Source organism: candidate division WOR-3 bacterium, from assembly GCA_029858255.1.
GTDB lineage: Bacteria > Hydrothermota > Tepidihabitantia > SM23-42 > SM23-42 > SM23-42.
In genome coordinates this window covers 14,968-39,573 of sequence record JAOUFJ010000002.1, presented here as the reverse complement: position 1 = coordinate 39,573, position 24,606 = coordinate 14,968, and the positions used below count along the sequence as shown (strand labels likewise).

Below are 24,606 nucleotides of genomic sequence, written 5' to 3'. Positions count from 1 at the left end.
GTTTACTACTCTATGTGATGTCTTCGTATCACAGTATATACGCCAAGCTGATTTATACAGTGACGTAACGTGCGAAGAAATTGAAGAATTCACTGGGTCTGTGTACGAGCTTCAACCTCGGGACACCTGATGAATATGCTGTGGCTATACATTCACCAACGTATCTGAGGTGCTCGCGCGTATAGACCCGGCGTGGAACAGCAACCCGCACACAATCATCGAAGACTCCCACACGGATTCCGGAATCGATATAGATCTGGGCGGCAAGCGCAAATGCAAAATGGGTCTGGTTTTTCTTTTTCATAATAACAACGGCATGACCACCCACCGGTTCGAAAATATCCACGCGATTTTCTTTAAGCAGCCGGCCAAGAAATTTGATGTTTTCGATATGTACCCTTAGAAAGTGTTCATCTGTAGAATCTACCAGACCCCCGGTCATCGCGGCAAGATCACGCGCAGCCAAACCGCCCGACGTGGGGAATGCTTCCTGACGGATGATCTCGTATTTGAGGCGATCATAGAGTCTTCCGTCCCTCAGTCCAATGAAACCGCCGATATTCACAAGCCCGTCCTTTTTGCTGCTGAGGTAGGCGATGTCTGCATATCCGAACATCTTTCGGCAGATTGCATTGATGCTTCCGTATGCCTCTCCGTGTTGCTTGATCAGGAAGGCATTATCGGCATACCTGCTGGCATCCAACACCACAGCGATACCGTGGTGCCGTGCTATCTTCTTTGCAGCGGCAATGTTTTCCATTGATACGGGTTGTCCTCCGAGTATATTGCTCGTGACCGTCAGGATAACGATTTTCACCTTCTTGCGTTGCCCCATCGATTTCTGCATTTCAGTTAGATCGATATTGCCGCGGAAGGGTCTCTCTCTGGACGGCAGGTCAATTGCATGACACTTGAGCGATTCTATATTACTGCGTGTCGTTTCGAAATGTGTATTGGCGAGGACTGTATCGCCTCTATTCAGCAGCAAGCCGAATAATATTCTCTCGGCGCTCCGTCCCTGGTGTACCGGTTGGATGTAAGGGAATCCAGTGAGAGATTTTGCTGCATCTAAGAACTGCTCGAAAGATGTCTGTCCGGCGAAATCCTCTCTTGCTTCGATCATTCTTGCCCACTGCTCAGCGGTCATCGCTCCTGTTCCCGAATCCGATATCAGGTCGATGGTGACGTATTTTGCGGGTATCAGAAAAGGATTAAACCCGGCTTTCTCAAGAACCTTTTTCCTTGTTTTCCGGGTTGTTCTGGGGAGTGGCTCAACGACCTTTATGCGGTAAGGCTCCCACATTTATTTCACCGAATCGATCTTGCTCTGCAACGCTTTGCTCTCCGGTTCTATTTCTAACGCTCGTCTGTAGGCATCGAGCGCCGCGCTGCGGCGCTTCAGTTCCAGGTTTACGTCTCCCAGGTGTTCTAAGATCACAGCATCTTCTACTATTTCACTGGCGCGTTCCAGCTCGCGCAGTGCTTCTTCGAACCTTCCCATTTTGTAGAACACCCAGCCCCGTGAGTCCATGTAATAACCGTTATTGACGTCTATTTCCAGCGCCCTGTCTATTAGTCGAAGCGCGTATTCGAGGCTGTCACTGCGTTCGGCATAGGTGTATCCTACATAATTCAGCGCTACGGCATTCAGGGTGTCTATTTCGAGTATCCTCTGGAAAGTATTGAATGTTTCTGTTTCCCTGCCGAACGATGATGTGATACTCGCCAAGGATTGCAGGGCGGCAATGTTTTCCGGATTTTTCTCCACCGCCTTACTGTAATAATAGTAAGCTTCCGTAGCTTTCTCTTGGGTTTCCATGACAGCTCCGAGTAAATAGTAGATTTGTGCAAGATCGCCACCGCGATATGCTGCCTCGGTGAAGGCATATTCGGCAAGATCGTAATCCTCCTTTTCAATGGCGACGAACCCCAGATAAACCCAGAGTTCAATGAAATCAGGATTGACCTTTAACGCGGATTCGATCTCCTTACGGGATCTGTCATATTCTCCTTGTTCCATATATATACGTGCCAGATAGAATGCCGAATAGGTATCCGAAGGGTCATATCTGAGAACAATAGAGAATTCATTGAGTGCCCTGATGAACATCTCCACCTTGTAATATGCGAAACCCAGGCTCCGCCTTACGTGAGTATTGCTTGGTTCAAGGGTCAGTATCTCATTGGCGCTTGTTATTACTCTATCATATCTATCCACTTCAGTGTACAGATCGATGAGCCGCTGCGCCACATTTGAAATGAAAGTATCGGCATTTACGTTCTCATAATAAAATATCGCCGAATCAGTGATGCCGAGCATATCGAACCCCGTTCCAATACCAATGGTCGTATTGAAATCCGTCGTATCGAGCAGATAAGCCTTCCGGTAATAGTCCACTGCCAGAAGATGATCATTCATGCGGCCAGCGAGATTGGCGAGTCTGAGAAATATCTCGGCCGTCTTTATTTCATCAGGCATCCGCTCAAGGGCTGACATGGCTTCCGAGAGTTTTCTGTTAGCTTCGAACAATGCGGAAACCGCCAGATACAACTCTTGATTGCCCGGCGCGAATTCCAGGGCATGAATGTAGTATTCGATAGCCTTGTCCAGTTTCCGTTCACCGACATATCCCAGGGCTATCAGCTGGTGCAGACGTAAGTTTTCTGGGTCCATCTCCAATGCTCTATCCAGGTACGAAATACCTTCATCAAAACGCTGTATCTGGTAAAGGGCACTGGCGAGTGAAATGTTGATCTCGACTGACGTGGGTTCAAGTTCATGTGCCTTCTCATAATATTGTATTGCTTCCTCAACACGGCCTTCGAGCTCCAATTGATTTGCGATGCTGAACATTTCGTATGCACCGTCGCTATTATACAAAAATAGCGTGAGCGCTAGAATTCTGTATAAATGGACAGCAGCCATAGTTTGTCAGGTTTTTTTATGGGATCGTCAACGTAGGCAAAATAATCGAGGGAGAGTCCAAAGCGTTTTGCTGATCTCTTGTAATACGTTTTTAGTCCGAGGACATGTCGGTGGTAAAGCGATGTGTCTCCTACTATGATCGAAAGGTCCGGTGTAAAATCCAGCCCGAAATTGTTATTTGAGTAGAGATTGTACATTGCCATCAGAATGATATCATAATTGTAGTCAGCGCCGGCATTGATATCCCATCCATGGAAATCCCAATGGGGATAATAGCCGATATCTACTGACCACAGCAATTTTTTCACGGTCATGAGGCGTGTCGTGTAATGAAAATCACCGGAAGCAAAACGCAACCTGAACCGGTTGAATACCGGGGTCCCTTCCACTGCATAGTCGATATCATGAATGCAATCATGCACGAAATAGCCTGTTATGACAAAGTTTTGAAGAAAATAGTCCAATCCACCCACGATATAGTAGTGGCCGTACCTGGGGTCTATTGAAACACCTCCGGTTTGCTCGGCCATATCAAGATCGTCACGGTAATAAACGTACGTCGAGAAGGAACCGTGTCGGAGTGTATTCACATATATTTCAAATGAAGAGTCAAAATTGAACCTGGTCGTATCGCTATTCAGATATTTTCCAAAAAAGCCACGACCGTGGAAATCAAGCGGAACCTCCAGAGAACGACAAAGATTGTAGGGGAGAAGCATATAGAGAAAGAGCATAGAAGTGTTGATTATCTTTGTTATAATCATGCTATAAATGTGTCTCGGCTAACTCACCCTTCAGGTCGCTGCCCACAGTACCCGTAATCCCGATGTCATAGAACCTACCCAATATCAAGTTCTGCCGTTCGATGAATATCTGGCTGTCAACATCTGGTGCGCAGAATTCTGCATGACCAACGTAAGAGTGGCCCTCACGCGTATGTAGTAAGACCTTGCACCGATGCCCGAGCCTTTTGTGATTTCTTTTTTCAATTTGGCGTTGCTGCACGGCGAGTGCCTTTCCATAACGTTCTCGTATACTTTCTGCCGGTACTTGCTCCAGCGTGGCTGCTTCTGTTCCTGCTTCGCGATGATAGGGGAATACACCCAGCCAGTCGAAATAACCTTTGCTGATGAATTCCATCAGTTCGGCAAATTCGGTATCGGTTTCACCGGGGAAGCCAACAATGATCGTTGTTCTGACAGAAATGCCGCGGATCCCCCTCAGGGTCTTAATCACGCTTTCTATGCGTTCACGTGTCGTACCACGCTTCATTGTTTTCAATATGCGGGGACACACATGCTGGATGGGAAGATCGACATACTTGCAGATTTTATCATTCTGCTCGATTTCCTTCATGATGTCATCATCTATCGTTTTAGGGTGTGCGTACATTATTCTGATCCATTCGATCCCATCGATCTGAGAGAGCCGCTGGAGCAGAGATTTCAGCATGGGTCGTCCATATGTGTCAGTGCCGTATCTTGTCGTGTCCTGCCCGATAAGTATCAGTTCCTTTACTCCTAACCTGACAAGCTCACGGCCTTCAGAAAGGAGTTCTTCCATGCCAAAACTCCGGTACGGTCCCTTGATCGAAGGGATCGTACAGTAAGTGCAATTATTGGAACAGCCTTCAGATATCTTCACGTAGGCATACCCGGCTGTGGTCGGCAACCGGGCGTGCATGTCGGTCGCTTCAGGAGCGAGTGTTTTGATGAGCTTGGGTATCTCCTTGATTTCGTACCAGCCAGATACTTCAGGGAACTTGCGTCTTAGCCGGCTACCATATCGGTTGACCGCGCAGCCAATTACGAAGAGTCTTCTTCCGTTATTCATGTTGCGGAGCGCATTTTCTATTTCCTGTTCGGTTTCCTCCATGGCCGGTCTTATGAATGCACACGTGTTAAGTATCATGACGTCACATTCATCTGGAAACGCCGTAACTGAAGCGCCCGAGGCACCCAAAATACCGATGATGTTCTCTGAATCAACAAGGTTCTTGGGACAGCCGAGCGAGACGCAATGTATCTTCATACAGGTGTCGCTATTGCTTTACCACGAGCAATTTCACGTGCGCAAACGCGACCTGTATATCGTTTCTGTCCATGATCTCACTGTCTGCCTCCACGAGCCGGTGCTTCACCAGATGGACTCGTGACCTCGCTGTATACTCCTGATCGACTCGCATTGCTTCTTTGATTCTCATATTGAGCTCTGCGGTTACTGTTCTGTATCCTTTTTTGAACGCAGCCCATACCGCCATCTCATCGAGTATCGTTGCAACAACACCGCCGTGCACGATTCCACTGTAACCCTGTGACCACAGTGGTGGATCTATCGCTGCCCAGACGCCACCGTCTTTTTCAATGATCTTGAGCTGCAAACCATTCTCATTTTTCTTGCCGCAAGCAAAGCACGAATCATCCATGAGAAGATCAATACTCATCAACCTGTACTCCCTCGGGCGGGTCGAATTGAAATATTTTCCGGTCGATCTTCTTGTTGATCTCGACCTTTGTGAATTCGAATTTGCTCTCAATACCCGATTCATCCGTGACAGTAATTCCGATTATCTCAAAAGTCTCTTTCTTTATCTTCACCCTCAGTCTGCGGTAAATATCAGTTTCATCCTTTGGTTCGAGGACGATCTCGTAGTTGTCTCCGTCTTCACCTGCGAGGGACGAGACGAAATCTTCTTCGTAGTTCTCAAACAATGCATCCGGGCTGATTTGAAAGGGCATTTGATTGAGTTCCTGGCGTATCGCTCTCTTCTCGTCGGGCATGTAGATCCAGAGGGAAACGCTGTCACCCACATATATCTGTTTTGGCTCTTCGATCTCCATTCTGAAAAAATTCGGTCTCATATAATAGGTTCTGCCTTCATAACGCTGGCATGTGCCGGCGTCTTCATCACAATACCCTTGTTCGAATTCAGTGTAAAAGGTGTTCATGTTGCGGTACTTCTCAACTGTCTTTCCAATAATTTCATTTGCTTCGAGCGCTAGTAATTGTGTAACGATCAAAGCCGGCAGTAAAATGAATCGTCTCATTAGTTCTCCTTTTTCACAAATCTTATATAATATCGGCTTTATGTCAACACTGCCGCCCAAAACTACGTGACACTGCGTCCGTAAAGATACAATTTGAATTATCTGTTATGATCATAGAACTGACGACATGCTTGACAAGGCATTGTCTTTTGTAGAGAATATCCCGATAGTTAATAGCTACGCAACTCTGACATAAAAAGGGAGGCTGTATGAAAGAGAGAATTCTTGTTTTATTAGCAGTGGTCTTGTCTTTGGCGTATTCCCAGAACATGTTACAGAACCCGGGTTTTGAAACCTGGTCTGGTGGCATGCCTGAGTACTGGATAAAGAGCGATTCGGTCGCGCTCTTTCAGGAAGACGTCACTGTGTATGCCGGGAACTTCAGTGCCAAAGATAGCTTTTTCTCGACGACGGCAGGCAATGCCGAGCTGTATCAGGGAATGCATGCGCAGCCAAACACGCTATATCGTATTTCCTTCTGGGTCCATGATAATGACCCGGCCGGCCGCGCACGCGGCGGTGTACAATGGTTTTCTGGCGGCGTATACGTATCGAGTGAGTGGCCTAATTTCTACACGGTAGATTCTCCTTCGTGGCAGTTATGGACCTCTGACCTTGCGGTGTCGCCCTCAAATGCTGACTCGGTCCGGTTTGTCATTCGGGGCTATGACGTCGGCACACCCTGGACCGGTGCAATATTCTACGTTGATGATGCATATTTCGGACCTCCAGCAACACAACCTCCTACGATCATTCGCTCCTGGCACACCCCGACTAATCCGGCACCGGGAGTCACAGTTGATATTTACGGTTATGTGCTTGACAATGGCACGGTCGAGCATGACACTCTCTTCTACGGAGTGAATAGCCTTGTATCACCTTCGATGACAACGCATATCTCGGTGAGTAATGATACTTTTCATTATCAAATCGCCGGCCAGAGCAGTGGAGATACTGTATTTTACTATCTAAAATATGTCGATGATGACGGTCTTTCAGCGGTCTCAGATACCCACGCATACTATGTTGGTGCAGTCGGGTTGTATGTGAATGAATTTTACTATGATACGCCCGGAGCCGATTCTGGATGTTTCATCGAGATATATGGTGCAGGGAACACCAGTCTCGATGGGATCACGCTGGTTGGTGTCAATGGGAACGGCGGTGTTGATTATGCAACGATTGACCTCAATGGTTACACAATTCCTGGCGACGGGTTCTTCGTTGTTGGTGAATTCTCGTCAGTCCCCAATGTCGATCTGGTCGACTCGGTAGCCGATCTTCAGAACGGACCCGACAACGTGGAGTTGCGCTATCACGGGATAACGATTGATGCGGTCGGATATGGGGTGCTCAATGGATGGGTATTCACTGGCGAATGGATGCCCGCTGCTGATGTAGAAGCAGGGTACAGCCTGGGTAGATACCCGGATGGTGAAGATACCGACAACAACGGAGTAGATTTTAATAGTTATGATGCTCCGACCCCGGGAACACCAAATCCTCCGGTTGGCATAAACGAGAACAGAGGAAGGGTAGTTGAATTACCGTTGCCAAACGTCGCCAGCCCGGTGCGATCTGGCATTGCCTACAGAATGCTCATAAATAGTGCCGATTACTATCCACTCACGATCTACAATGCAATGGGACAAAAATTTACCGAAATCAAAGAACCGGACCACGAGTTGCAGCTACCGACCGGCGTGTATTTTATCAGGTTTGTCAATATTGAACAGGGTGGGACAAAGATAGTGGTCGTTAAATAAGACCCTTGATATCGTAGTCTGCGTTTTTTCTTGCAGGCTCCGAGCGATCAGAGTCGGCAACCCAGGTAGTCGCTCAAGGCATCAATGGACATGCGAACGAGGATAAGCCAACCGATAAGTTCTTATATATTTACTTCAATAATTCAGAATAATTGATTATATTTCAGAGATTATAGGTATATACTGAAGTAATGTGTGCACCAGATAATCCATTAGTATTAATGGTGAGGTGACCGTATGTGTTGATGTGGCTGATCGGCTCAGTTCGCTATGAAAGTCTCATATTTCTGTGCAGAAATGAGCAATCCGCCACTGAATTTACTGTTCTCGTATGAGTAACTGCCAGTGATCTTACCGTAACCGAAAGACAACTCCATGCCGGCGTTCCAGTTAAATTCTTTGTCTGTGTAGAAAAATGCGCCCAGTCCACTGATCGGTGAAACGAGAGCTCCATAGTAGAAAGCCAATGTATCATCGATGCCTTCATAGGTGACTCCGAAACTGAGCGTGATGTACCGTAGATAAGGCATGATCTCTATGCCTCCGGAGACGTACCTTTTGTGGTCAAGTTCAGTTCTGTAGCTGAGCGAGAGCTGTTGATTCGGACGGCACTCGACACCGAGGACGTGCTCCGACGTATCACCGAATTCATATGCGTAGCCAATAGTGAATGCACCTGGCAGTCTGTAGCCAATGGCTACCTCATAAATCTGAAAAGTGTCCTCCTTTATGTAGCCGAAACCAATATTACCGGCGCTCGCTCCGGTCGTTATTAGTTCGGATTCCGGGTCATAGGTGACGAATGCCTCGGCGCCCGTGCTGATACCGAGTCCTGCAGGATTAGAAAAAGCGCTCAATGAACGGATAGGCAGAAAAAAATTTGCGCTGTAGAACGGACTTGTTGAGAATACAATCATTGTCAGTATTATCATTTTACCCCCAATAATTTTTCAGGCAATAAACACGTCATGCCCGCGGACTCACATCAAAAAGATGTATCTCAAGATGAACAGTACTGTAAATACGATCAGGACAGGATGCACATCTTTGATATTACCCGTAACCAGTTTCAAGACCGTATAAAAGATGAAGCCAACGGCAATGCCCTCGGTTATGGAATAGGCATAAGGCATGATGACGATCGTCAGGAACGCCGGGATCGCCTCCGTGAAGTCTTTCCAGTCTATTTTTGTGACACCGGACATCATGAGGGTACCGACGATGATTAAGGCGGGAGCTGTAACCGGGTAGAGCACGCTGCCATCCGTCATGTAACCTCCACCGATCATCTTCACGAGCGGATAGAACAGTAAAGCAATAAGAAAAAGGACTCCGGTGGTGACATTAGCGAGACCTGTACGGGCACCGCTTGCTACGCCAGTTGAGCTCTCGATATAGCTGGTGACAGTAGAAGTGCCCATGATCGTACCGATAACCGTACCGATGGCATCCGATAGTAGAGCTTGTCTTGCCCTCGGCAATTTACCTTCTTTAACGAAACCGGCCTGTTCACTTACTCCAATCAACGTTCCTACCGTATCGAACAGATCGAGGAAGAAAAGGATGAAGATCGTCGGAAGTAAAGACAGTGTGAATGCAGCGGCAACATTCAATTTGAGAAACGTTGGTGAAATTGCCGGCGGGGTACTGAGGACACCGTAGTATCTCACAATACCGAGTGGTACCCCGACAACGGCGGTAGTGATGATACCGATTATTATTGCGCCTTTCACTTTGAGTGTGTAGAGGATTGTTATTACGAACAGTCCGAGAACTGCCAACAAGACAGGAGGGCTATGTAAATCACCGAGGCCGATGATCGTCCCCGGAGTGTAGGTTACTATTCCCGCCCATTGAAATCCTATCAGGGCGATGAAGAGACCTATGCCAACCGCGATGGCCTGCTTCAGACAATTTGGTATCGAATTCACGAGCGATTCACGGAAGCCAAAAAAGGATAGGATTATGAATATGGTTCCTGAGATAAAATTCGCACCGAGTGCGGTCTGCCATGGTATGCCCATCGTTAGACAAACCGTATATACAATGAAGAAATTATGTCCCATGGCCGGGGCAAGCGCGATAGGGTAGTTCGCAAGGAAGGCCATAAAGAATATTGCTACGGCGCTCGAAACACACGTCGCGACCATGACCGCCCCGAAATCCATGCCGGCTGCCGACAATACCGCTGGCTGTACAAATACAATGTAAGCCATGGTCATGAACGTCGTCAAACCGCCGATCATCTCCTGACTTACCGACGTGTTATTCTCTTTTAGTTTGAATAGCCTTTCCAGCATTGTTCCTCCCTCATCAGGTTCAACAATTCAGCTAATCTTCGCGTTTACCTGCACGGTTGTTTTATGAATTAAGAATCTGGATGTTGAAATCACTTCATTTTATTTTATCTTAATTTCCCGATATTGTCAATGATACAGCGCGAGAAAAAACGACCGCACGATCATGTTGACTTCCAACAATACTGCGCTATAATAGGTCGTGCGGGGGTAGCTCAATGGTAGAGTCACGGCCTTCCAAGCCGTTGGTTGCGGGTTCGAATCCCGTCCCCCGCTGGTGAACGCTCAATGATTCTATTTTTTTGGGTTGTAGTATTATGCGAACAAAGGGGACTATGGTGATTAGTTTGGCGTTTATGTTCGTTAGTGCTTTGATTTTTTTCTATTCTGGACAAATGAGCGTAACCCGATCGTGTTTATCCAAATCTTGACATGATTGCGGTCATTCAGAGAGTCAGGGAAGCCGAGGTGTGCGTCGATAAGAAGATAGTATCGAACATCGGTGCGGGAATACTGGTTCTGCTCGGTGTAAAAAGGGGAGATGATGAAGGCAAGGCGAAGCGGCTCGCTGAACGGTGCATGAACTTACGGATTTTCGAGGATAAACATGGGAAATTCAACGACTCTCTAAGAGATGTAGGTGGTGAAGCACTCGTGGTCTCCCAATTCACTCTTCTTGCCGATACATCGCGCGGAAGGCGGCCATCTTTCACTGAAGCCGAGGAACCTGAGCTGGCCAAAGAGCTCTATCAAAGTTTTGTCAATATGCTTGCCGTTTCCGGCATTACTACTAAATCCGGCTCATTCGGTGAGAGAATGTCCGTTGCGCTCGTGAATGAGGGACCCGTGACAATAATCTTGGAGGAATAGTGGCATATAGCATGACCGGCATTGGACGGGCGAGCGGTGATCTGAAAGATCCCCCGTTGAAATTTGATGTAGAAATAAGGTCATACAATCATCGGTTTCTCGATCTATCGATCAAGCTTCCTAATTGCCTGTTTCCTTGTGAAACTGACATCCGCCGCGATGTGCAATCTCAGCTAACGCGTGGACATATCGTGGTGGTGATCCAGCAAGACAGAGAGATCGTGCCAACAAAGATTGAAGTCGACAAAAATCTTCTCGAGGCATACTTGAAATTAGCCGAGGAGTTACGCACTAATTATCAGATAGGCGGAGATATCGATATTAACACACTGATGTCCATTCCAGGATTGATAAAGTTCAGCCAGCTTCAGATAGAATCCCAAGGCATCTACAAGAGTTTTAAACCGATCCTGGAGCAAGCCATCAAAGATCTGATGCAGATGAAGAAGAAAGAAGGGAAGAATATCGTCCGTGAGATAAGTAAATCGGTCAAATTGATCGAAGAATGCGTGCATGAAATCGAACGTATCATACCCGAACGTAACAAGTACTACAAAGACCATTTGCTCTCACTCGTTCAGGGGTCGGTAAAAGAACTCAATGAAGAACGTCTTTATCAGGAATTACTTTACACGGCAGAGCGTACCGACGTCACCGAGGAATGCAAAAGACTGTTCAGCCATTTGATGCTATTCAAGGATTCGTTGAAGACAGAGGATCATCCTGGGCGTAAACTCAATTTCTTGCTACAGGAAATGCAGCGTGAGGCGAATACCCTGAGTGTCAAAGCGAATTACCTGCAGATCAGTAAAACCGCGGTCCAGGTTAAGGAAGAAGTTGAAAAGATCAGAGAACAGGTGCAAAACCTTGAATAGAGGAAGAATTATTGTCCTCTCCGGGCCTTCTGGCGTTGGAAAGACTACAATCTGCGACAAAATTCTGGGCGAGCGCTCTGACGTACGCTATTCTGTTTCAGCGACTTCAAGGTCCAAACGAACGGTCGAGAAGAACGGCAGAGAGTACATTTTTCTGAGCGTGGATGAGTTCAAACAGTGGATCGAGCAGGACCGTTTCGTCGAATACGCTGAAGTGTATGGTAACTTCTACGGTACTTCCAGAAAATCCCTGGAGGATGGACTTAGCGCCGGGTATAATATATTGATGGATGTGGATGTGCAGGGCGCGAGAAGACTCATGAATCTCTATCCCGACGGGATCTTCTTTTACATCATACCTCCTGACATTGCCGAGCTTGAACGACGATTGAAAAAGAGAGATACCGATAAAGATGAAGTCATAAAGAAAAGGATCGCTAAGGCAATACAGGAACTAGAGTACAGGAAAGACTACAAATACGTGATTGAGAACAATGACCTGCGAACAACGACATCCAAAATATTGGGGATAATCGAAGATGAACTGGGTGGTGAAAGTCAGATAAATGAATGTTGACAGGAATACAAATATTGCTATAATCACGAACAAAATGAGGGGCAGTAGCTCAGTTGGGAGAGCGTCTCGTTCGCAGCGAGAAGGTCGCCAGTTCGACTCTGGTCTGCTCCATATTGGAGAATATGATACCAAAAAGAATATTCTTGACCAAGGGTGTTGGTAAGCACAGAGAGAGGCTGACAAGTTTCGAAGCGGCACTGCGGGATGCAGGAATAGCGCCGTTCAATATCGTCAGGGTTTCAAGCATTTTACCGCCGGGAGCGAAGATCCTGCCGAGGAGTAAGGGCATTCAGCATCTATCGCCCGGAGAGATCATCTATGCCGTAGTAGCTGAATCCAGTGCCAACGAACCCCACCGATTGCTTGCGGCATCAATAGGTGTTGCCATTCCGAGCGACCGTTCTCAATACGGATATCTTTCCGAGTACCATTCTTTCGGCGAGACTGAAGTGCGGGCGGGCGACAAAGCCGAGGACCTCGCAGCCCAGATGCTGGCGACGACTCAGGGTGTACCTTTTGACCCCGATATCAGTTACGACGAACGAAAGGAATTGTGGAAGATATCTACAAAGATCGTAAAGACAATGAATATCACCCAGACCGCGATAGGCGATAAATACGGCCTCTGGACGACTGTGCTCGCTGCCGCCGTGATGGTGCCATAATGCTACAACTGATCATCTATATTGCAGGGTTAACCTTACCCGGTGTATCCCACCAGGGCGATCGCATATTCTACTATGATGCCCGTACCTTATCACTCGGGGGAGTATCCATTGTCTTAGAAAGTACGGCCAATCCCGCGTCGATGGTGCTGTTTGACAAAAGGGCAGTACAGCTTTCCGGTTTGCTCATGGTGCAGAACGAAAACCGCGGGTTGCGCGTGTATGATTCATTCGGCAATAATATTGGTATTGCGACCGTGGCGAACAACACGGGTACGTATCTCAACCCTGGAGCATGTTCTTTCGTGTTCCCTTTGAGCATGATACGCGCGGGATTGCAGTATGCTCCGGTATGGGATTACAACTATTCTTATCGTGAGGAACATCGCGACGATTTCTACCAGATCGTCCGCATTGATGAACTCACTCACCGGGGTTATGTGCAGGCTGTTTCACCCATGGTCGCATTCAATTACAGGTTCGTCAGCGTCGGCGTCCAAAATGCATTTCTCTTTGGAAATCGGGTCATGGAGAAAACTGTCATCATACCGCAAGTCGCCGACACGGTCAGCAGTGAAGAGACGACTCTTGACGGCAACAGGATAAAACTCGGGATTTCCATCGCACCGACCATCAATTTTCGAATGGCATACACATACCAGCACCGGTATGAACTTGCTGATATTGGCTATGAATATCCAGAGATACATTCATTTGGCATCATGTATCAACCTCCGGGCAGGATCCCGACGAGGTTTCTCGCACAGGTCGAGGCTGAAATGTGGGAGGGCATAGAAGATAATAATATATTCATATACAAAATCGGTGTTGAACATATGATCCTTCGCAGGTATAACCTGCGGTACGGCTTTTGTGTTTTCCCTGACTATAGGCAAAGCGTTATCTGGACAACGAACCTTACACTGGGTTTCGGATTCTACGCGGGTTCCTATTCTTTCGACATAGGATACTGCTATGGAAAGCGTGACTATCTTGCCGCGGATTATTTAACGCTGGATCTCAGCGAAAATTATAAATTGGACGAAACCACTCATCATTTTGTAGTTTCAACTGGAATGCAGTTCTGAGAAAAGTTGTATAGCATTCTCCTATTTTTTCTACTATCACAAGCCCAATCTTATGATCACATTTATATTCTACATACCAATGATATTGAAGGCGCGCTATCGCCCAGCACCGCCTGGTGGATGAATCCGTATTTCCCACCGCCCATCGGCAATGCTGGGGCAGCGGCGACGTTCATTGAAGAGAAGCGGGCTGAAGCCGCCAGCCTCGGATATGGCTTCCTGTTATTCGATGCCGGCGACATGTTCGTCGGGTCGCCCATCGGTGAATTTTCAAAAGGTCAGGCCGTTGCCGAGTATTTCAATTACTGCGGGTATGATGTTGTAGCACCAGGCAATCATGACTATGACCAGGGTGTTGAAGTATTCAGGGAATTCGTGGAAAAGGTCAACGCTACATTTCTTGGCAGCAATATCGTCGACAAAGAAGCCCGTAGTGTAGTTAACTACTTGGAGCCCTGCGTTATTGTGGAACAAGTCGGGGTACGCATCGGTATCTTCAGTTTGCTTACCGAGTATATGTCCGGAATGACAACGCCAGAGAGATTCGCAAATCATGATGTCCTGCCCGAGGTCGAAACTGCCGTGCATTACGTGGATTCTTTACAGGAAAATAAGGTAGATATGATTTTTGCCGTAACTGGCATAGGGCTGCGACACGACAAACGGTTGGCAAGTACAGTCAAGGGAATCGATGTCATCATTGGCTCACACAGCGCAACTGCGCTTGAAGTACCGTACGAGGATTCGATCAACCACACGATCATATGCCAGGCATATGGTCATCTGAGTAGTATCGGATTTCTGGATCTCTGGGTTGATAAACAGACAAAACGTATCGCCGGGTATAGGGGAGAACTCGTTGATCTCCTCAGCGAACAGATCGATGAAGATACCGTAATGCTCGGGATAGTCGAGAGATGGGAGAAAATTACGCAGAAGGGATTTGATGAGGTTATCGGTTATTCAGAAGAAGAACTCGCGAGGGCTGGTTTTGAGGAGACTGCGATCGGCAATCTGATTACCGATGCAATGCGTGAGTATTTTGATGCTGAACTGGCGATACACAATTCGGGTGGCATCAGGGCTAATATGCCGAAAGGTGATATTACATACCGTGACTGTTACAACATCGATGCGCTCTCTAATACTGCAGTCGTCATGGAAATGACCGGCCGCAATATCATTGAGGCACTGGAGATCGGTGTCAACGGCCATCACGCGATATTCCAGGTATCAGGTTTAAGATTTAGATATGACTCGAAAAAACCTTTAGGTTCGCGGATACTGGAGGTATCCTTACGTGACGGGATTCCGATAGACCCGGATAAGAAATATTCTCTTGTTACCAACTCCTTTCTTGCTGCAGGCGGGGGCGAGTATGTCATCTTCAAATCCGGAGATAATATTCAGGATTCTTTTCACTACCTGAGAAGCATCATCGCCGATTATGTAAAAAAACACACTCCAATCAAAGGGCGTATCGAAGGCAGAATAATCGATGTCGCCCGCAAGTGACGATCTGCTCAAATTATTTCAACAGGTGAAAGGACTATAAAATGCCCATGCGTTCATTTTATGTGCGATATCTCAACCCTTTGTTACTCGTATGCATATTAGCGGCGCCGTTCAATCTGGTATTCGGCGCGCCAATCCGTGTGGCGACCTATAACGTACTGAATTTCCCCGATGCGCTCGGGTTCCAGCGTCTCGACGATTTGAGGACCGCCATGAGTTACGTTGCTCCGGATGTAGTTGTAGTACAGGAAATGATCAGCAGTGAAGGCGCGTCTCTTTTCCTGGATTCGGTCATGCATTACGTAAATAACACGTACACGAATGCCCCTTTCAATAATGGCCCGGATACCGACAATGCGTTATTCTACAGGGCCGACCGTATTGACTACCTGGGTGCCGTGTACCACACGACGCCTAACCGCGACATCGCTGAATACAGGTTGGTCATCTCTGGAACACAGACTGATCTGTATCTCTTTTCGGTTCACTTCAAAGCATCGCAGGGGTTGACCAACGAACAAATACGGTTGCAGGAAGCGACGATTCTGCGGGAGCGTCTTGACGTCTTACCTGCAGGCTCTAATTTCATCGTCGCCGGTGATTTTAACATATACTATAGCGACGAGCCCGCTTTTCAGAAACTGACCGATAGTTTGACAAGTATCAGCGGCAGGTTGATCGATCCCCTCCGATTGACCGGCAACTGGCATGAGAACATTTATTATGCCGCGGCGCACACGCAATCCACAAGGGTTGACCAACTCCCGGACGGGGGTGCTACTGGCGGCATGGATGACCGTTTTGATATGATATTATGTTCTGCCAGCATCATCGATACTGCAGGATTGTACCTTATGGAAGATTCCTATACCATCTGCGGCAATGATGGAGAGCATTTCAATCTGGCGATCAACTACGGATACAATAGTGTCGTTCCAGCAGAAGTTGCCGATGCGCTGTACTTGGCATCCGACCATTTACCGCTTGCGGTTGACTTGAGTGATGAAACCGGGTCAACCATATCCGAGCAGGAGGTTAAGGTTTGGCCAAATCCCCTGCAGAGCTTTGCAGATGTGATACTGCCCTGGCATGATGATTTTCTGAGAGCAAGGATCACGATGATAAACATTCTCGGACAGCGGGTATACGAAGACGAAACATATGATGCCGTCGGGATAAGACTGCCGAGAGGCGATCTGCCGGTGGGTATATATTTTCTTCATGTCATAATCGAAACAAGTTATAATAAATATCACTACAGGACGAGCCTGGCGATAATTAAATGATAGCACTTTTATTTCTGATCTCAATCGAGTCAAGTCTGTTCCTCAGGCTATCTCCAGGCGTGGTATCACAGGGGCTGGGTGGTTCATCTGTTCTGATCGACGAAGGATTGCCGGTTTTTCATAATCCCGCATGCTCGGGGGCGATGAGTTTCAATTTTACATTGTCCCGCTGGCTCTATGGAACTAACTACCTGACGTGCGGCGGCGTGTACCGTAATACCATGTTCGGTATTACGTATATGAATTACGGCCGAATCCAGGGATACGACGAAGCCGGAAACCCTACTACGGTGTTTACTCCCTATGATTTCTGCGCAGGAATAGGCTACAGATTCGGTCTGATTGGCCTGGTGGTAAAGGGTTTTGTTGAGCAAATAGATAATCACAGTATGTATGGTCTCTGTGCGACGATAGGCACGCGCCTGCAATATAAGGCCTTGAGCATAGGTGCGAAAGTTGATAATCTTGGTAAAGAATTCGCTGAAAATACTTCAATACCGCTATTTACCGCATTGGGCATAAAGTATAGTTTAACCTCAGGAATTGACTTCCTTGCCGAAATAAAGGTTCCCCTTATCGAATTTAACACGGGCATCGTCTACACTTACAGGGATCTAAAGCTGCTTCTTGGTTGCAGGTATTTACAGCCCGAAAACCTGACAGGTGAATCGAACACAAGTATCTCTTTCGATGACGTCAGCCTGACAGGAGGCATATCGGTTTCCGTGGAAAGCTATGATATCGGGTATTCTATTGCCTACGGGAATTTGTCTATTGCCCACCAATTCTCTGTTACTTTTATTCCCCATGCTGTCATTCAGTGATCCCTTAATGCAGATAGTCTGGCATCCAGGGAGACATCAATCGCACTGAGCACAAAAAGAAAGGGTGTTATCGTCGTCCTCGGGGCGAGCGTAATGTGGGCCATAGAACCTGTTATGGTCAAGCTTTCGTACCAAACCACTGATGTGCTGAGTACATTTGCGACCAGGTCTATTTTCTGTTTGATCACAATAGCCGCATACATGCTCGTGACCGGTACGAGATTCCGCGTAGAGATGAAATATCTGCCAAAACTTGTCTACTTATCGATAGCAGCAACACTCTTTGCCGATTTGATGTATGTCTACGCCTTGAGTAAGGTGCAGGTAATCAATGCCGTATTGATAGGACACATGCAGCCGATATTCATTGTATTGATCGGCTTTGTCTTTCTGAAGGACGACCGCATCACGAAATTCGATTATCTCGGAATTCTATTCATGATTGTGGCGGGACTCCTCGTCACCAGCCGGACTTTAAACAATCTGGTCGCAGTTCGTATCGGAACTGTCGGCGACCTGTATGTATTATTGGCCACCATTTCATGGGCGACGACGGCCATCGTGGCCCGCAGATATCTGAAAGGATTGAATGCAGCGATCATTGCCTTTTATCGTTTTTTTTTCGCCGGCGTTGTCTTTGTCATCTACCTGATGTTTCTGAGAGGTATTACCATAAATAACATCTACCAAATCTTACTCGGTGTTATCATCGGCGTGGGTACTGTATTATACTACGAAGGCATCAAGCTTATAAAAGCGGCGCAGGTCTCTGCGCTTGAGCTCTCCACACCTTTATTTGCTACTGTATTGGGCTTTTTAGTGTTGAAAGAAACGATCACGACGATGCAATTCATTGGCATTTTGGCTTTGTTAGGCGGGATATATTTTCTTTCCCGCAAGGAAAGGCTGGCAGATTCTCCCTTGAAATAACCACAGTATTCTATAGAATGTGTGCATAATGCGTCACAAGATAGGTTTATTTCTCGGACCTTTGTTGTTCATTCTGATCCTGGCAATCAAACCATTTCCAGGTCTCAGTACGCAGGCTACGTGCACCGCCGGTGTTGCACTGCTCATGGCAACATGGTGGATCACCGAAGCCATTCCGATCCCGGCAACTGCGTTGCTACCATTAATCCTTTTTCCGGTTTTCCAGATCATGAATGCACGTGATGTAGCAATGAGGTATGCGGACCAGAATATTTTCCTCTTCATGGGCGGATTTTTCATTGCCATGTCAATGCAGCGTTGGGAATTGCATAAACGTATTGCGCTTTATATTGTGCGCCTCCTGGGAACCTCACCCCGAAGAATAGTACTCGGGTTCATGTGCGCCACAGCATTTCTCTCCATGTGGATATCCAATACTGCGACGGCGATGATGATGTTCCCGATCGGTCTCGCGGTGATACTCCACGTGGTAAGCGCCGTGGGGAAAGATAACAAAGGCGTGAACACGACACCCGGTAATTTCAAATTCGGTCTATCATTGATGCTTGGCATTGCCTATTCTGCGAGTATTGGAGGTATCGCGACGCTCGTCGGTACACCGCCGAACATTGTGTTTGCTGGAGTAGTAAGGTCGATGTTCCCTTCGGCAATAGAGGTCGGCTTTCTTGACTGGCTGAAGATCGGCCTGCCCCTTGTAGTGGTATTCCTACCAGTAACTTGGTTTTACCTGACATACATTGCGGCACCACCGGGAATAACCAAGATCCCCGGAGGTAAGGAGATCATCAGAGCTGATTTGGCTGCCCTTGGAAAAATGAACAAAGGAGAAAAACTGACGCTTATTGTTTTCTCACTTGTAGCACTTGCCTGGATATTCCGCCGTGATATAGATATTGGTATTTTTGCGATCCCGGGCTGGTCAGATCTCATGGGTATTAGCGAATACGTACATGACTCAACGGTTGCGATTTTCGGCGCGCTGTTGCTCTTTTTATTGCCAGTCAACTTCAAGAAAGGAATATTTGTTCTTAATTGGGAATGGGCGCTGCGCATACCATGGGGTATCATACTCCTGTTCGGAGGTGGTTTTGCTCTGGCCGCCGGATTCCAGGTTTCCGGGTTAGCACAGTGGATAGGAGAGAGGCTTTCCTTTCTGTGTGGTGTACCCACGATTATCATGATTCTTTGTATCTGTCTACTGTTGACTTTTCTCACGGAATTAACTTCCAACACTGCAACGACAACGATGATGATGCCGGTGCTCGGTTCACTGGCGGCCGCGGCCTGTATTCACCCGTTCATGCTCATGATACCCGCCGCGATGTCCGCGTCCTGCGCCTTCATGCTGCCGGTCGCGACACCACCAAACGCGATCGTCTTCGGCAGCGGCTATTTAAGAATACCCGATATGGCGAGGGTCGGATTTTTCCTCAATATAATCGGTGCGATAATCATCACCCTTATCGTATATTTCCTTGTCATCCCGGTTTTCAAGATCAACACTCTGCCTTTGCCATTCTGAGTTCCCTCCCCATGATCACCTCCTGTCGTATTGAACTTCCTCCCCCTTGATGGGGGAGGATTAAGGCGGGGTGAACCCCTCCCGTCAAGGGAGGGTAAATAGATATAACAACGCTCCGATTGACTTCTAATGCTTGCCCTGTATGTTGCGGGCATCATATGGTTTGACTTACTGCAAATTCAGAGTACAATTTGTCGTAAGAGCGCAGAAATTGGATATTTATGACAACTTGAGTAAATCGAGAAGTGCATTTGCGATATAATAAAAAGGAAGGTGGAGATGTGTAGAATTTTTATTCCGTTCATTGTGATTATGCTTCTTCCTGGACAAATCCGGGGAGGAATAATCAAAGTGCCTGGTGACTATCCCACCATACAGGCAGGGATAGACGCGGCAGTTGCCAACGATATTGTTCTAGTAGCACCGGGTACATATTATGAAGAGATCACACTGAAAGCCGGTGTTACTATTATGGGCGCAGGAGAAGGCAGATCAATCATTGATGGTGGAGGAAACGCTGGCGATGTGGTTTTTGCATCAGGTAATAACATCACGAATACTACCAAATTCCTTGGGTTCACCGTAACCGGTGCACATTCTGGCGGTTCAATGCCCGGTGGAGCCGGAATCTTCTGCAATAGTGGTGCTTCACCCGACCTCAGCAGTAATCGAGTCGAAGGAAATGATTTCGGTATCGTCACCTGGAACGGGGCTAACGCATACATACACAACAATATCGTGGTCGACAATACTTACACGGGTGTCAGTCTGAGTACTGATGCCTCAGTCGTCAATAACACAATAGCAAATAACAATAACGGCATATATGACAGCGGCGGGTATCAACCAATTGTCATGAACAACATCGTGACGGGGAATACTACGTACGGAATCGGCGTTGTGAATACCAGCGTCCCGACGGATATCACGTACAACGATGTATGGAATAACGGGCAGAATTACCACTATTGCTCCCCAGGGCAAGGATGCATCTCTGCAAACCCCCTTTATGTTGACGAGCCTTTGGGCGATTATCATCTTCAACCAGCATCTCCTTGCATCGACTCGGGCAATCCTCTACTTCAATACGATGACCCTGATGGTACGAGGAATGACATGGGTGCTTACGGTGGTCCCGAGGCGACGACAGATTTTCCATTAGTTATCCTGACGATACCCATGCAGAACGAATTGAATGTTGTCGATACGGTCGATGTCTCCGCAATGTTCAATATCGATATGGACTATGCTACGTTCAGCGAAAGTACTGTTGTACTGAACGGTCACCTGACCGGATTGCACTCAGCAAGTCTTTCGTACGATAGCACTGCGCGGATGATTAACGTCCATCCTGAGCAGAATTTTAAATGCGGGGAAATCGTTACGGTATTACTCGGCGACGGCATTCAATCGACGACAGGCGATTCACTGCAAGGATTTGTCTGGCAGTTCACGTGTCTGGTCGATAGCGGTTCTGGTATGTTTTCCTTGAGCGCGAATTACCCCGCCGGCACTGCCCCTCATTCAATCGTATCATGTGACTTTGATGCAGACGGCAACTCTGATTTGGCAACAGCTAACTACGATGGCAGCAATTTGTCAGTACTACTCGGTAACGGTGACGGTACGTTTGGCGCACAAAACGCCTACGGTGTCGGCTTAAACCCTACAGCAGTGGAGGCTTTTGATGCAGACGGAGACGGTAATGTTGACCTGGTCAGTGCAAATGCAAATAGCAATAATGTATCGGTGCTCCTGGGTAACGGTAATGGCACTTTTCAGACGGCTACATATTATTCAACCGGCAGCCAACCATATTCACTTTGTTACGGTGATTTCAATGCCGATGGTCACGTTGACATTGCAACGGCAAATGCCGTTTCTAATAACGTCTCAGTTTTGATGGGTATCGGGGACGGCAGTTTCGCCAGTCCTGTCAATTTCCCAGTGGGCACAACCCCGAAATCACTCATCAGCGTCGATTTTAATAATGATGGTTTACTGGATTTATCCGCAGCGAATGCTGGTACCAATAATATATCGATATTGCTTGGCGAAGGTGATGGCAATTTTGGCACTGCAAGCAATTATGCTGCAGGTTCTACGCCGCTCTCGTTATGCGCCGCCGACCTCAGTGAAGATGGCCATCTGGATCTCGCAATGGCTAATGCCGGTTCCGACAATATCTCGATACGATTGGGAAATGGAGATGGAACGTTTGGCCCGATCAGTTACTATGCTGTGGGACTTGACCCTGGTGCAATAATCGCCTTCGATGTAGACGGTGATGGACACAGTGATTTGTGTACGGCAAATGGTGCATCGAATGACGTTGCTGTGCTGCTGGGTAATGGAGACGGTACATTTACACCAGCCAATTATTACCCTGCCAATGGCGCCCCGTACGCGCTTGCCGCTTCTGATTTTGACGGGGATCGGGATATGGACCTGGCGACACCCAATTTTGCGGTCAACACCGTGTCGATATTACTCAACGAGAGTGCCCTTCTCATTACGACCACCGAACCAGAACAAAATAAACTCGATGTATCGAAGTCTACTGACGTTGCGGCTACGTTTAATATCGAGGTCGGCGCCGCAACTATTAATGATACAACTTATATTGTGTACGGCGCACAGTCAGGTCCTCATCAAGGTACGATCAATTATTCGAGTGTCACATCGACCGCCACTTTCGACCCAAGTATTGATTTCATTGATGGTGAGGTGATCAATGCGTGTTTGACCCGGGAAATTCAAGCCCTCATAGGTGTTTACCTGAAGGGTTTTGTGTGGAATTTTACCACAGAAGTCACTACGCCTTCGGATGGTTCTTTTGGCTCCCCGCTGAATTTTCCGGTTGGCAGCCAACCCCGCGGCATGTTTGCAGGCGATTTTGACGCGGACGGTGACGTTGATATTGCAACGACCTCAAATCCGAACAGCATTGCGATATTACTCAATGATGGTAGTGGGATGTTCTCAGCACCTTCATACACCGCGGTTCAGAATGATCCTATGGCTCTATTCGGTGCCGATCTGGACGGGGATGGTGACATCGATTTGGTTTCAGCCCATAATGAGCCGGGAACATCGCATCTGCTGGTTCTTAAGAACGATGGCAGCGGCATCTTCACTGTCTTCGCCACGTACGCTCCCGCCATTCTCGGCCAACATGTTGCCGGTGGTGATTTTGATGCGGATGGCGATGTCGATGTAGTTATGACCGATGGCTGGGGTTCGAGCGATAACGTGCGGGTCATGCTTAACAGCGGAAGTGGAAGTCTCTCAGGACCATATACCTATTCTGCAGGAACGTGGGCACGAGGGGTAGTCGTGAGCGACGTCGACAACGATGGAGATCTCGACCTCGCGATTACCAATTCAGGTAATGATAACGTCTCCGTACTGCATAATGACGGCAATGGTAATTTTTCCGATCTCGCAAACTTTTCGGTGGGCGAGAGCCCAACGTCCGTGTTCGCCAATGATTTCAATGCTGACGGTTTTGTTGATATCGCGACTGCTAACTACGGCGGTAGTAACATCACTGTGATACTCAATGACGGTGATGGAACGTTTTCCGGCCCGGTTGCCTATCAAACCGGCAGTCAAACACGATATATCAACGGTGGCGATTTTGACGGCGACGGCGACATAGATTTGGCAACAAGTGTTAACGGCGTCGATACAGTAGCAGTGTTGCTCAATAATGGCAGTGGGACATTCACGGATCTTTCGGCTTATCAGGTCGGGAACAACCCCTGGGGTATTCAACCCGGTGACTATGATGTCGACGGTGATTTGGAAATAGCATGCAGCGATTACTCCTCAAACACCGTGACCGTATTATACAATACGGGAACGGGTATTACCGAAGATAAGAGCACCGAATTCGTTTCGTTCTTCAAGGTATACCCGAATCCTTTCTGCGATATTGTGAATATCGAATTCCAGATAGACAAACGGAAAGCGCTCGGCGAAGAGGTGCACCTGAAGATTTTTGATATCGCAGGGCGTCTTGTCAGCGAATTCACGGAATCCTCATATTCCGGTCTCATTTCCGGAAAGATTCAGTGGAATGGCACAGATAATCTGAATAGAAAAGTACCGAATGGCGTGTTTTTCTGCCAATTGAACGTTGGCAACACGACATTCACTAAAGGGATCATACTTGTGAGGTAGATACCCAAACGATCACCAATACCATCGATAACACGGCACGATGATATTCCATTCCCGGCAACAAGAAGTATGGACGGTGATGTTATTCATTGAGTGAATTTCGCAAGATTATTTACACTGTCCGTTTAATCAAGGAGACAATTGACTTGATATCCTTTTAATCTATAATCTATCTGTAATTTGACACCATTGCGTCATGGATGACATAGAAA

20 protein-coding genes and 2 tRNA genes are annotated in these 24,606 nt (G+C 47.4%); 14 read left to right on the top strand and 8 right to left on the bottom strand.

Features of this window, described 5'->3' with window-relative positions:
• Positions 1–52: 52 nt before the first annotated feature.
• From OEV79_01305 to lolA, 6 genes are read right to left on the bottom strand one after another with little or no spacing between them, the layout of a single operon-like run.
• Positions 53–1,303: a tryptophanase gene (locus tag OEV79_01305; GenBank protein ID MDH4210072.1), complete on the bottom strand. Its 1,251-nt coding sequence runs from the start codon at positions 1,301–1,303 to the stop codon at positions 53–55.
• The gene (locus OEV79_01300; GenBank protein MDH4210071.1) at positions 1,304–2,926 is read right to left on the bottom strand and encodes a tetratricopeptide repeat protein; all 1,623 of its coding nucleotides are present in this window, start codon (positions 2,924–2,926) and stop codon (positions 1,304–1,306) included.
• The gene (locus tag OEV79_01295) at positions 2,896–3,690 is read right to left on the bottom strand and encodes a hypothetical protein (GenBank protein MDH4210070.1); all 795 of its coding nucleotides are present in this window, start codon (positions 3,688–3,690) and stop codon (positions 2,896–2,898) included. Before OEV79_01295 ends, OEV79_01300 begins: the two co-directional genes overlap by 31 nt.
• Position 3,691: 1 nt before the next feature.
• Positions 3,692–4,957: a 30S ribosomal protein S12 methylthiotransferase RimO gene (gene rimO, locus OEV79_01290; GenBank protein ID MDH4210069.1), complete on the bottom strand. Its 1,266-nt coding sequence runs from the start codon at positions 4,955–4,957 to the stop codon at positions 3,692–3,694.
• A 10-nt stretch (positions 4,958–4,967) separates the two neighbouring features.
• Positions 4,968–5,369, bottom strand: coding sequence for a PaaI family thioesterase (locus OEV79_01285; GenBank protein MDH4210068.1), 402 nt, complete (start codon positions 5,367–5,369; stop codon positions 4,968–4,970).
• Positions 5,359–5,973 (bottom strand): outer membrane lipoprotein chaperone LolA, encoded by a 615-nt coding sequence (gene lolA / locus OEV79_01280; GenBank protein ID MDH4210067.1) that lies wholly within the window; start codon positions 5,971–5,973, stop codon positions 5,359–5,361. The genes OEV79_01285 and lolA overlap by 11 nt, the downstream gene beginning before the upstream one ends.
• Positions 5,974–6,182: 209 nt before the next feature.
• On the opposite strand from lolA, the gene OEV79_01275 reads away from it, so the two are divergent.
• The gene (locus OEV79_01275) at positions 6,183–7,739 is read left to right on the top strand and encodes a hypothetical protein (GenBank protein ID MDH4210066.1); all 1,557 of its coding nucleotides are present in this window, start codon (positions 6,183–6,185) and stop codon (positions 7,737–7,739) included.
• A 260-nt stretch (positions 7,740–7,999) separates the two neighbouring features.
• Here the strand turns inward: OEV79_01275 and OEV79_01270 are convergent, their stop codons facing one another.
• On the bottom strand, positions 8,000–8,671 hold the full coding sequence (locus OEV79_01270; protein ID MDH4210065.1) for a hypothetical protein: 672 nt from the start codon (positions 8,669–8,671) through the stop codon (positions 8,000–8,002).
• A gap of 48 nt (positions 8,672–8,719) precedes the next feature.
• Positions 8,720–10,039, bottom strand: a complete 1,320-nt coding sequence (locus OEV79_01265; protein MDH4210064.1) for an NCS2 family permease — start codon at positions 10,037–10,039, stop codon at positions 8,720–8,722.
• Positions 10,040–10,240: 201 nt separating this feature from the next.
• Between OEV79_01265 and OEV79_01260 the strand changes: the two genes are divergently transcribed.
• The 13 genes from OEV79_01260 to OEV79_01200 all read left to right on the top strand — a co-directional run bounded on the left by OEV79_01260 (position 10,241) and on the right by OEV79_01200 (position 24,394).
• Positions 10,241–10,312 (top strand) — tRNA-Gly (locus OEV79_01260).
• A gap of 156 nt (positions 10,313–10,468) precedes the next feature.
• Positions 10,469–10,906 carry a D-aminoacyl-tRNA deacylase gene (gene dtd, locus OEV79_01255; protein MDH4210063.1) on the top strand — a complete coding sequence of 146 codons (438 nt, stop codon included), beginning with the start codon at positions 10,469–10,471 and terminating at the stop codon, positions 10,904–10,906.
• Positions 10,906–11,781, top strand: coding sequence for a YicC family protein (locus tag OEV79_01250; protein MDH4210062.1), 876 nt, complete (start codon positions 10,906–10,908; stop codon positions 11,779–11,781). Before dtd ends, OEV79_01250 begins: the two co-directional genes overlap by 1 nt.
• Positions 11,774–12,358, top strand: coding sequence for a guanylate kinase (gmk, locus tag OEV79_01245; GenBank protein MDH4210061.1), 585 nt, complete (start codon positions 11,774–11,776; stop codon positions 12,356–12,358). The genes OEV79_01250 and gmk overlap by 8 nt, the downstream gene beginning before the upstream one ends.
• A gap of 38 nt (positions 12,359–12,396) precedes the next feature.
• A tRNA-Ala gene (locus OEV79_01240) sits at positions 12,397–12,469 on the top strand.
• Positions 12,470–12,480: 11 nt separating this feature from the next.
• A complete protein-coding gene (locus OEV79_01235) occupies positions 12,481–13,023 on the top strand; it encodes an arginine decarboxylase, pyruvoyl-dependent (protein MDH4210060.1) in 543 nt (180 codons plus the stop codon).
• Positions 13,023–14,111 (top strand): hypothetical protein, encoded by a 1,089-nt coding sequence (locus OEV79_01230; protein MDH4210059.1) that lies wholly within the window; start codon positions 13,023–13,025, stop codon positions 14,109–14,111. The genes OEV79_01235 and OEV79_01230 overlap by 1 nt, the downstream gene beginning before the upstream one ends.
• 120 nt (positions 14,112–14,231) lie before the next feature.
• Positions 14,232–15,626, top strand: coding sequence for a 5'-nucleotidase C-terminal domain-containing protein (locus OEV79_01225; GenBank protein MDH4210058.1), 1,395 nt, complete (start codon positions 14,232–14,234; stop codon positions 15,624–15,626).
• 41 nt (positions 15,627–15,667) lie between these two features.
• Positions 15,668–16,912, top strand: a complete 1,245-nt coding sequence (locus OEV79_01220; protein MDH4210057.1) for an endonuclease/exonuclease/phosphatase family protein — start codon at positions 15,668–15,670, stop codon at positions 16,910–16,912.
• Positions 16,909–17,736, top strand: coding sequence for a hypothetical protein (locus OEV79_01215; protein ID MDH4210056.1), 828 nt, complete (start codon positions 16,909–16,911; stop codon positions 17,734–17,736). The genes OEV79_01220 and OEV79_01215 overlap by 4 nt, the downstream gene beginning before the upstream one ends.
• 69 nt (positions 17,737–17,805) lie before the next feature.
• Positions 17,806–18,666 carry a DMT family transporter gene (locus tag OEV79_01210; protein ID MDH4210055.1) on the top strand — a complete coding sequence of 287 codons (861 nt, stop codon included), beginning with the start codon at positions 17,806–17,808 and terminating at the stop codon, positions 18,664–18,666.
• Positions 18,667–18,694: 28 nt separating this feature from the next.
• Positions 18,695–20,209, top strand: a complete 1,515-nt coding sequence (locus OEV79_01205) for a DASS family sodium-coupled anion symporter (protein MDH4210054.1) — start codon at positions 18,695–18,697, stop codon at positions 20,207–20,209.
• 279 nt (positions 20,210–20,488) lie between these two features.
• Positions 20,489–24,394, top strand: a complete 3,906-nt coding sequence (locus tag OEV79_01200) for an FG-GAP-like repeat-containing protein (GenBank protein MDH4210053.1) — start codon at positions 20,489–20,491, stop codon at positions 24,392–24,394.
• Positions 24,395–24,606: the final 212 nt, after the last annotated feature.

Bases quoted from the DNA above. Each gene is read 5' to 3' on its own strand.
- OEV79_01235 (MDH4210060.1), top strand. From the start codon at position 12,481: ATGATACCAAAAAGAATATTCTTGACCAAGGGTGTTGGTAAGCACAGA.
- lolA (MDH4210067.1), bottom strand. From the start codon at position 5,973: ATGAGACGATTCATTTTACTGCCGGCTTTGATCGTTACACAATTACTA.
- OEV79_01300 (MDH4210071.1), bottom strand. From the start codon at position 2,926: ATGGCTGCTGTCCATTTATACAGAATTCTAGCGCTCACGCTATTTTTG.
- dtd (MDH4210063.1), top strand. From the start codon at position 10,469: ATGATTGCGGTCATTCAGAGAGTCAGGGAAGCCGAGGTGTGCGTCGAT.
- OEV79_01275 (MDH4210066.1), top strand. From the start codon at position 6,183: ATGAAAGAGAGAATTCTTGTTTTATTAGCAGTGGTCTTGTCTTTGGCG.
- OEV79_01270 (MDH4210065.1), bottom strand. From the start codon at position 8,671: ATGATAATACTGACAATGATTGTATTCTCAACAAGTCCGTTCTACAGC.
- OEV79_01200 (MDH4210053.1), top strand. From the start codon at position 20,489: ATGTGTAGAATTTTTATTCCGTTCATTGTGATTATGCTTCTTCCTGGA.
- rimO (MDH4210069.1), bottom strand. From the start codon at position 4,957: ATGAAGATACATTGCGTCTCGCTCGGCTGTCCCAAGAACCTTGTTGAT.
- OEV79_01205 (MDH4210054.1), top strand. From the start codon at position 18,695: ATGCGTCACAAGATAGGTTTATTTCTCGGACCTTTGTTGTTCATTCTG.
- OEV79_01225 (MDH4210058.1), top strand. From the start codon at position 14,232: ATGAATCCGTATTTCCCACCGCCCATCGGCAATGCTGGGGCAGCGGCG.
- OEV79_01265 (MDH4210064.1), bottom strand. From the start codon at position 10,039: ATGCTGGAAAGGCTATTCAAACTAAAAGAGAATAACACGTCGGTAAGT.
- OEV79_01305 (MDH4210072.1), bottom strand. From the start codon at position 1,303: ATGTGGGAGCCTTACCGCATAAAGGTCGTTGAGCCACTCCCCAGAACA.
- OEV79_01285 (MDH4210068.1), bottom strand. From the start codon at position 5,369: ATGAGTATTGATCTTCTCATGGATGATTCGTGCTTTGCTTGCGGCAAG.
- OEV79_01295 (MDH4210070.1), bottom strand. From the start codon at position 3,690: ATGATTATAACAAAGATAATCAACACTTCTATGCTCTTTCTCTATATG.
- OEV79_01215 (MDH4210056.1), top strand. From the start codon at position 16,909: ATGATAGCACTTTTATTTCTGATCTCAATCGAGTCAAGTCTGTTCCTC.
- OEV79_01220 (MDH4210057.1), top strand. From the start codon at position 15,668: ATGCCCATGCGTTCATTTTATGTGCGATATCTCAACCCTTTGTTACTC.
- OEV79_01230 (MDH4210059.1), top strand. From the start codon at position 13,023: ATGCTACAACTGATCATCTATATTGCAGGGTTAACCTTACCCGGTGTA.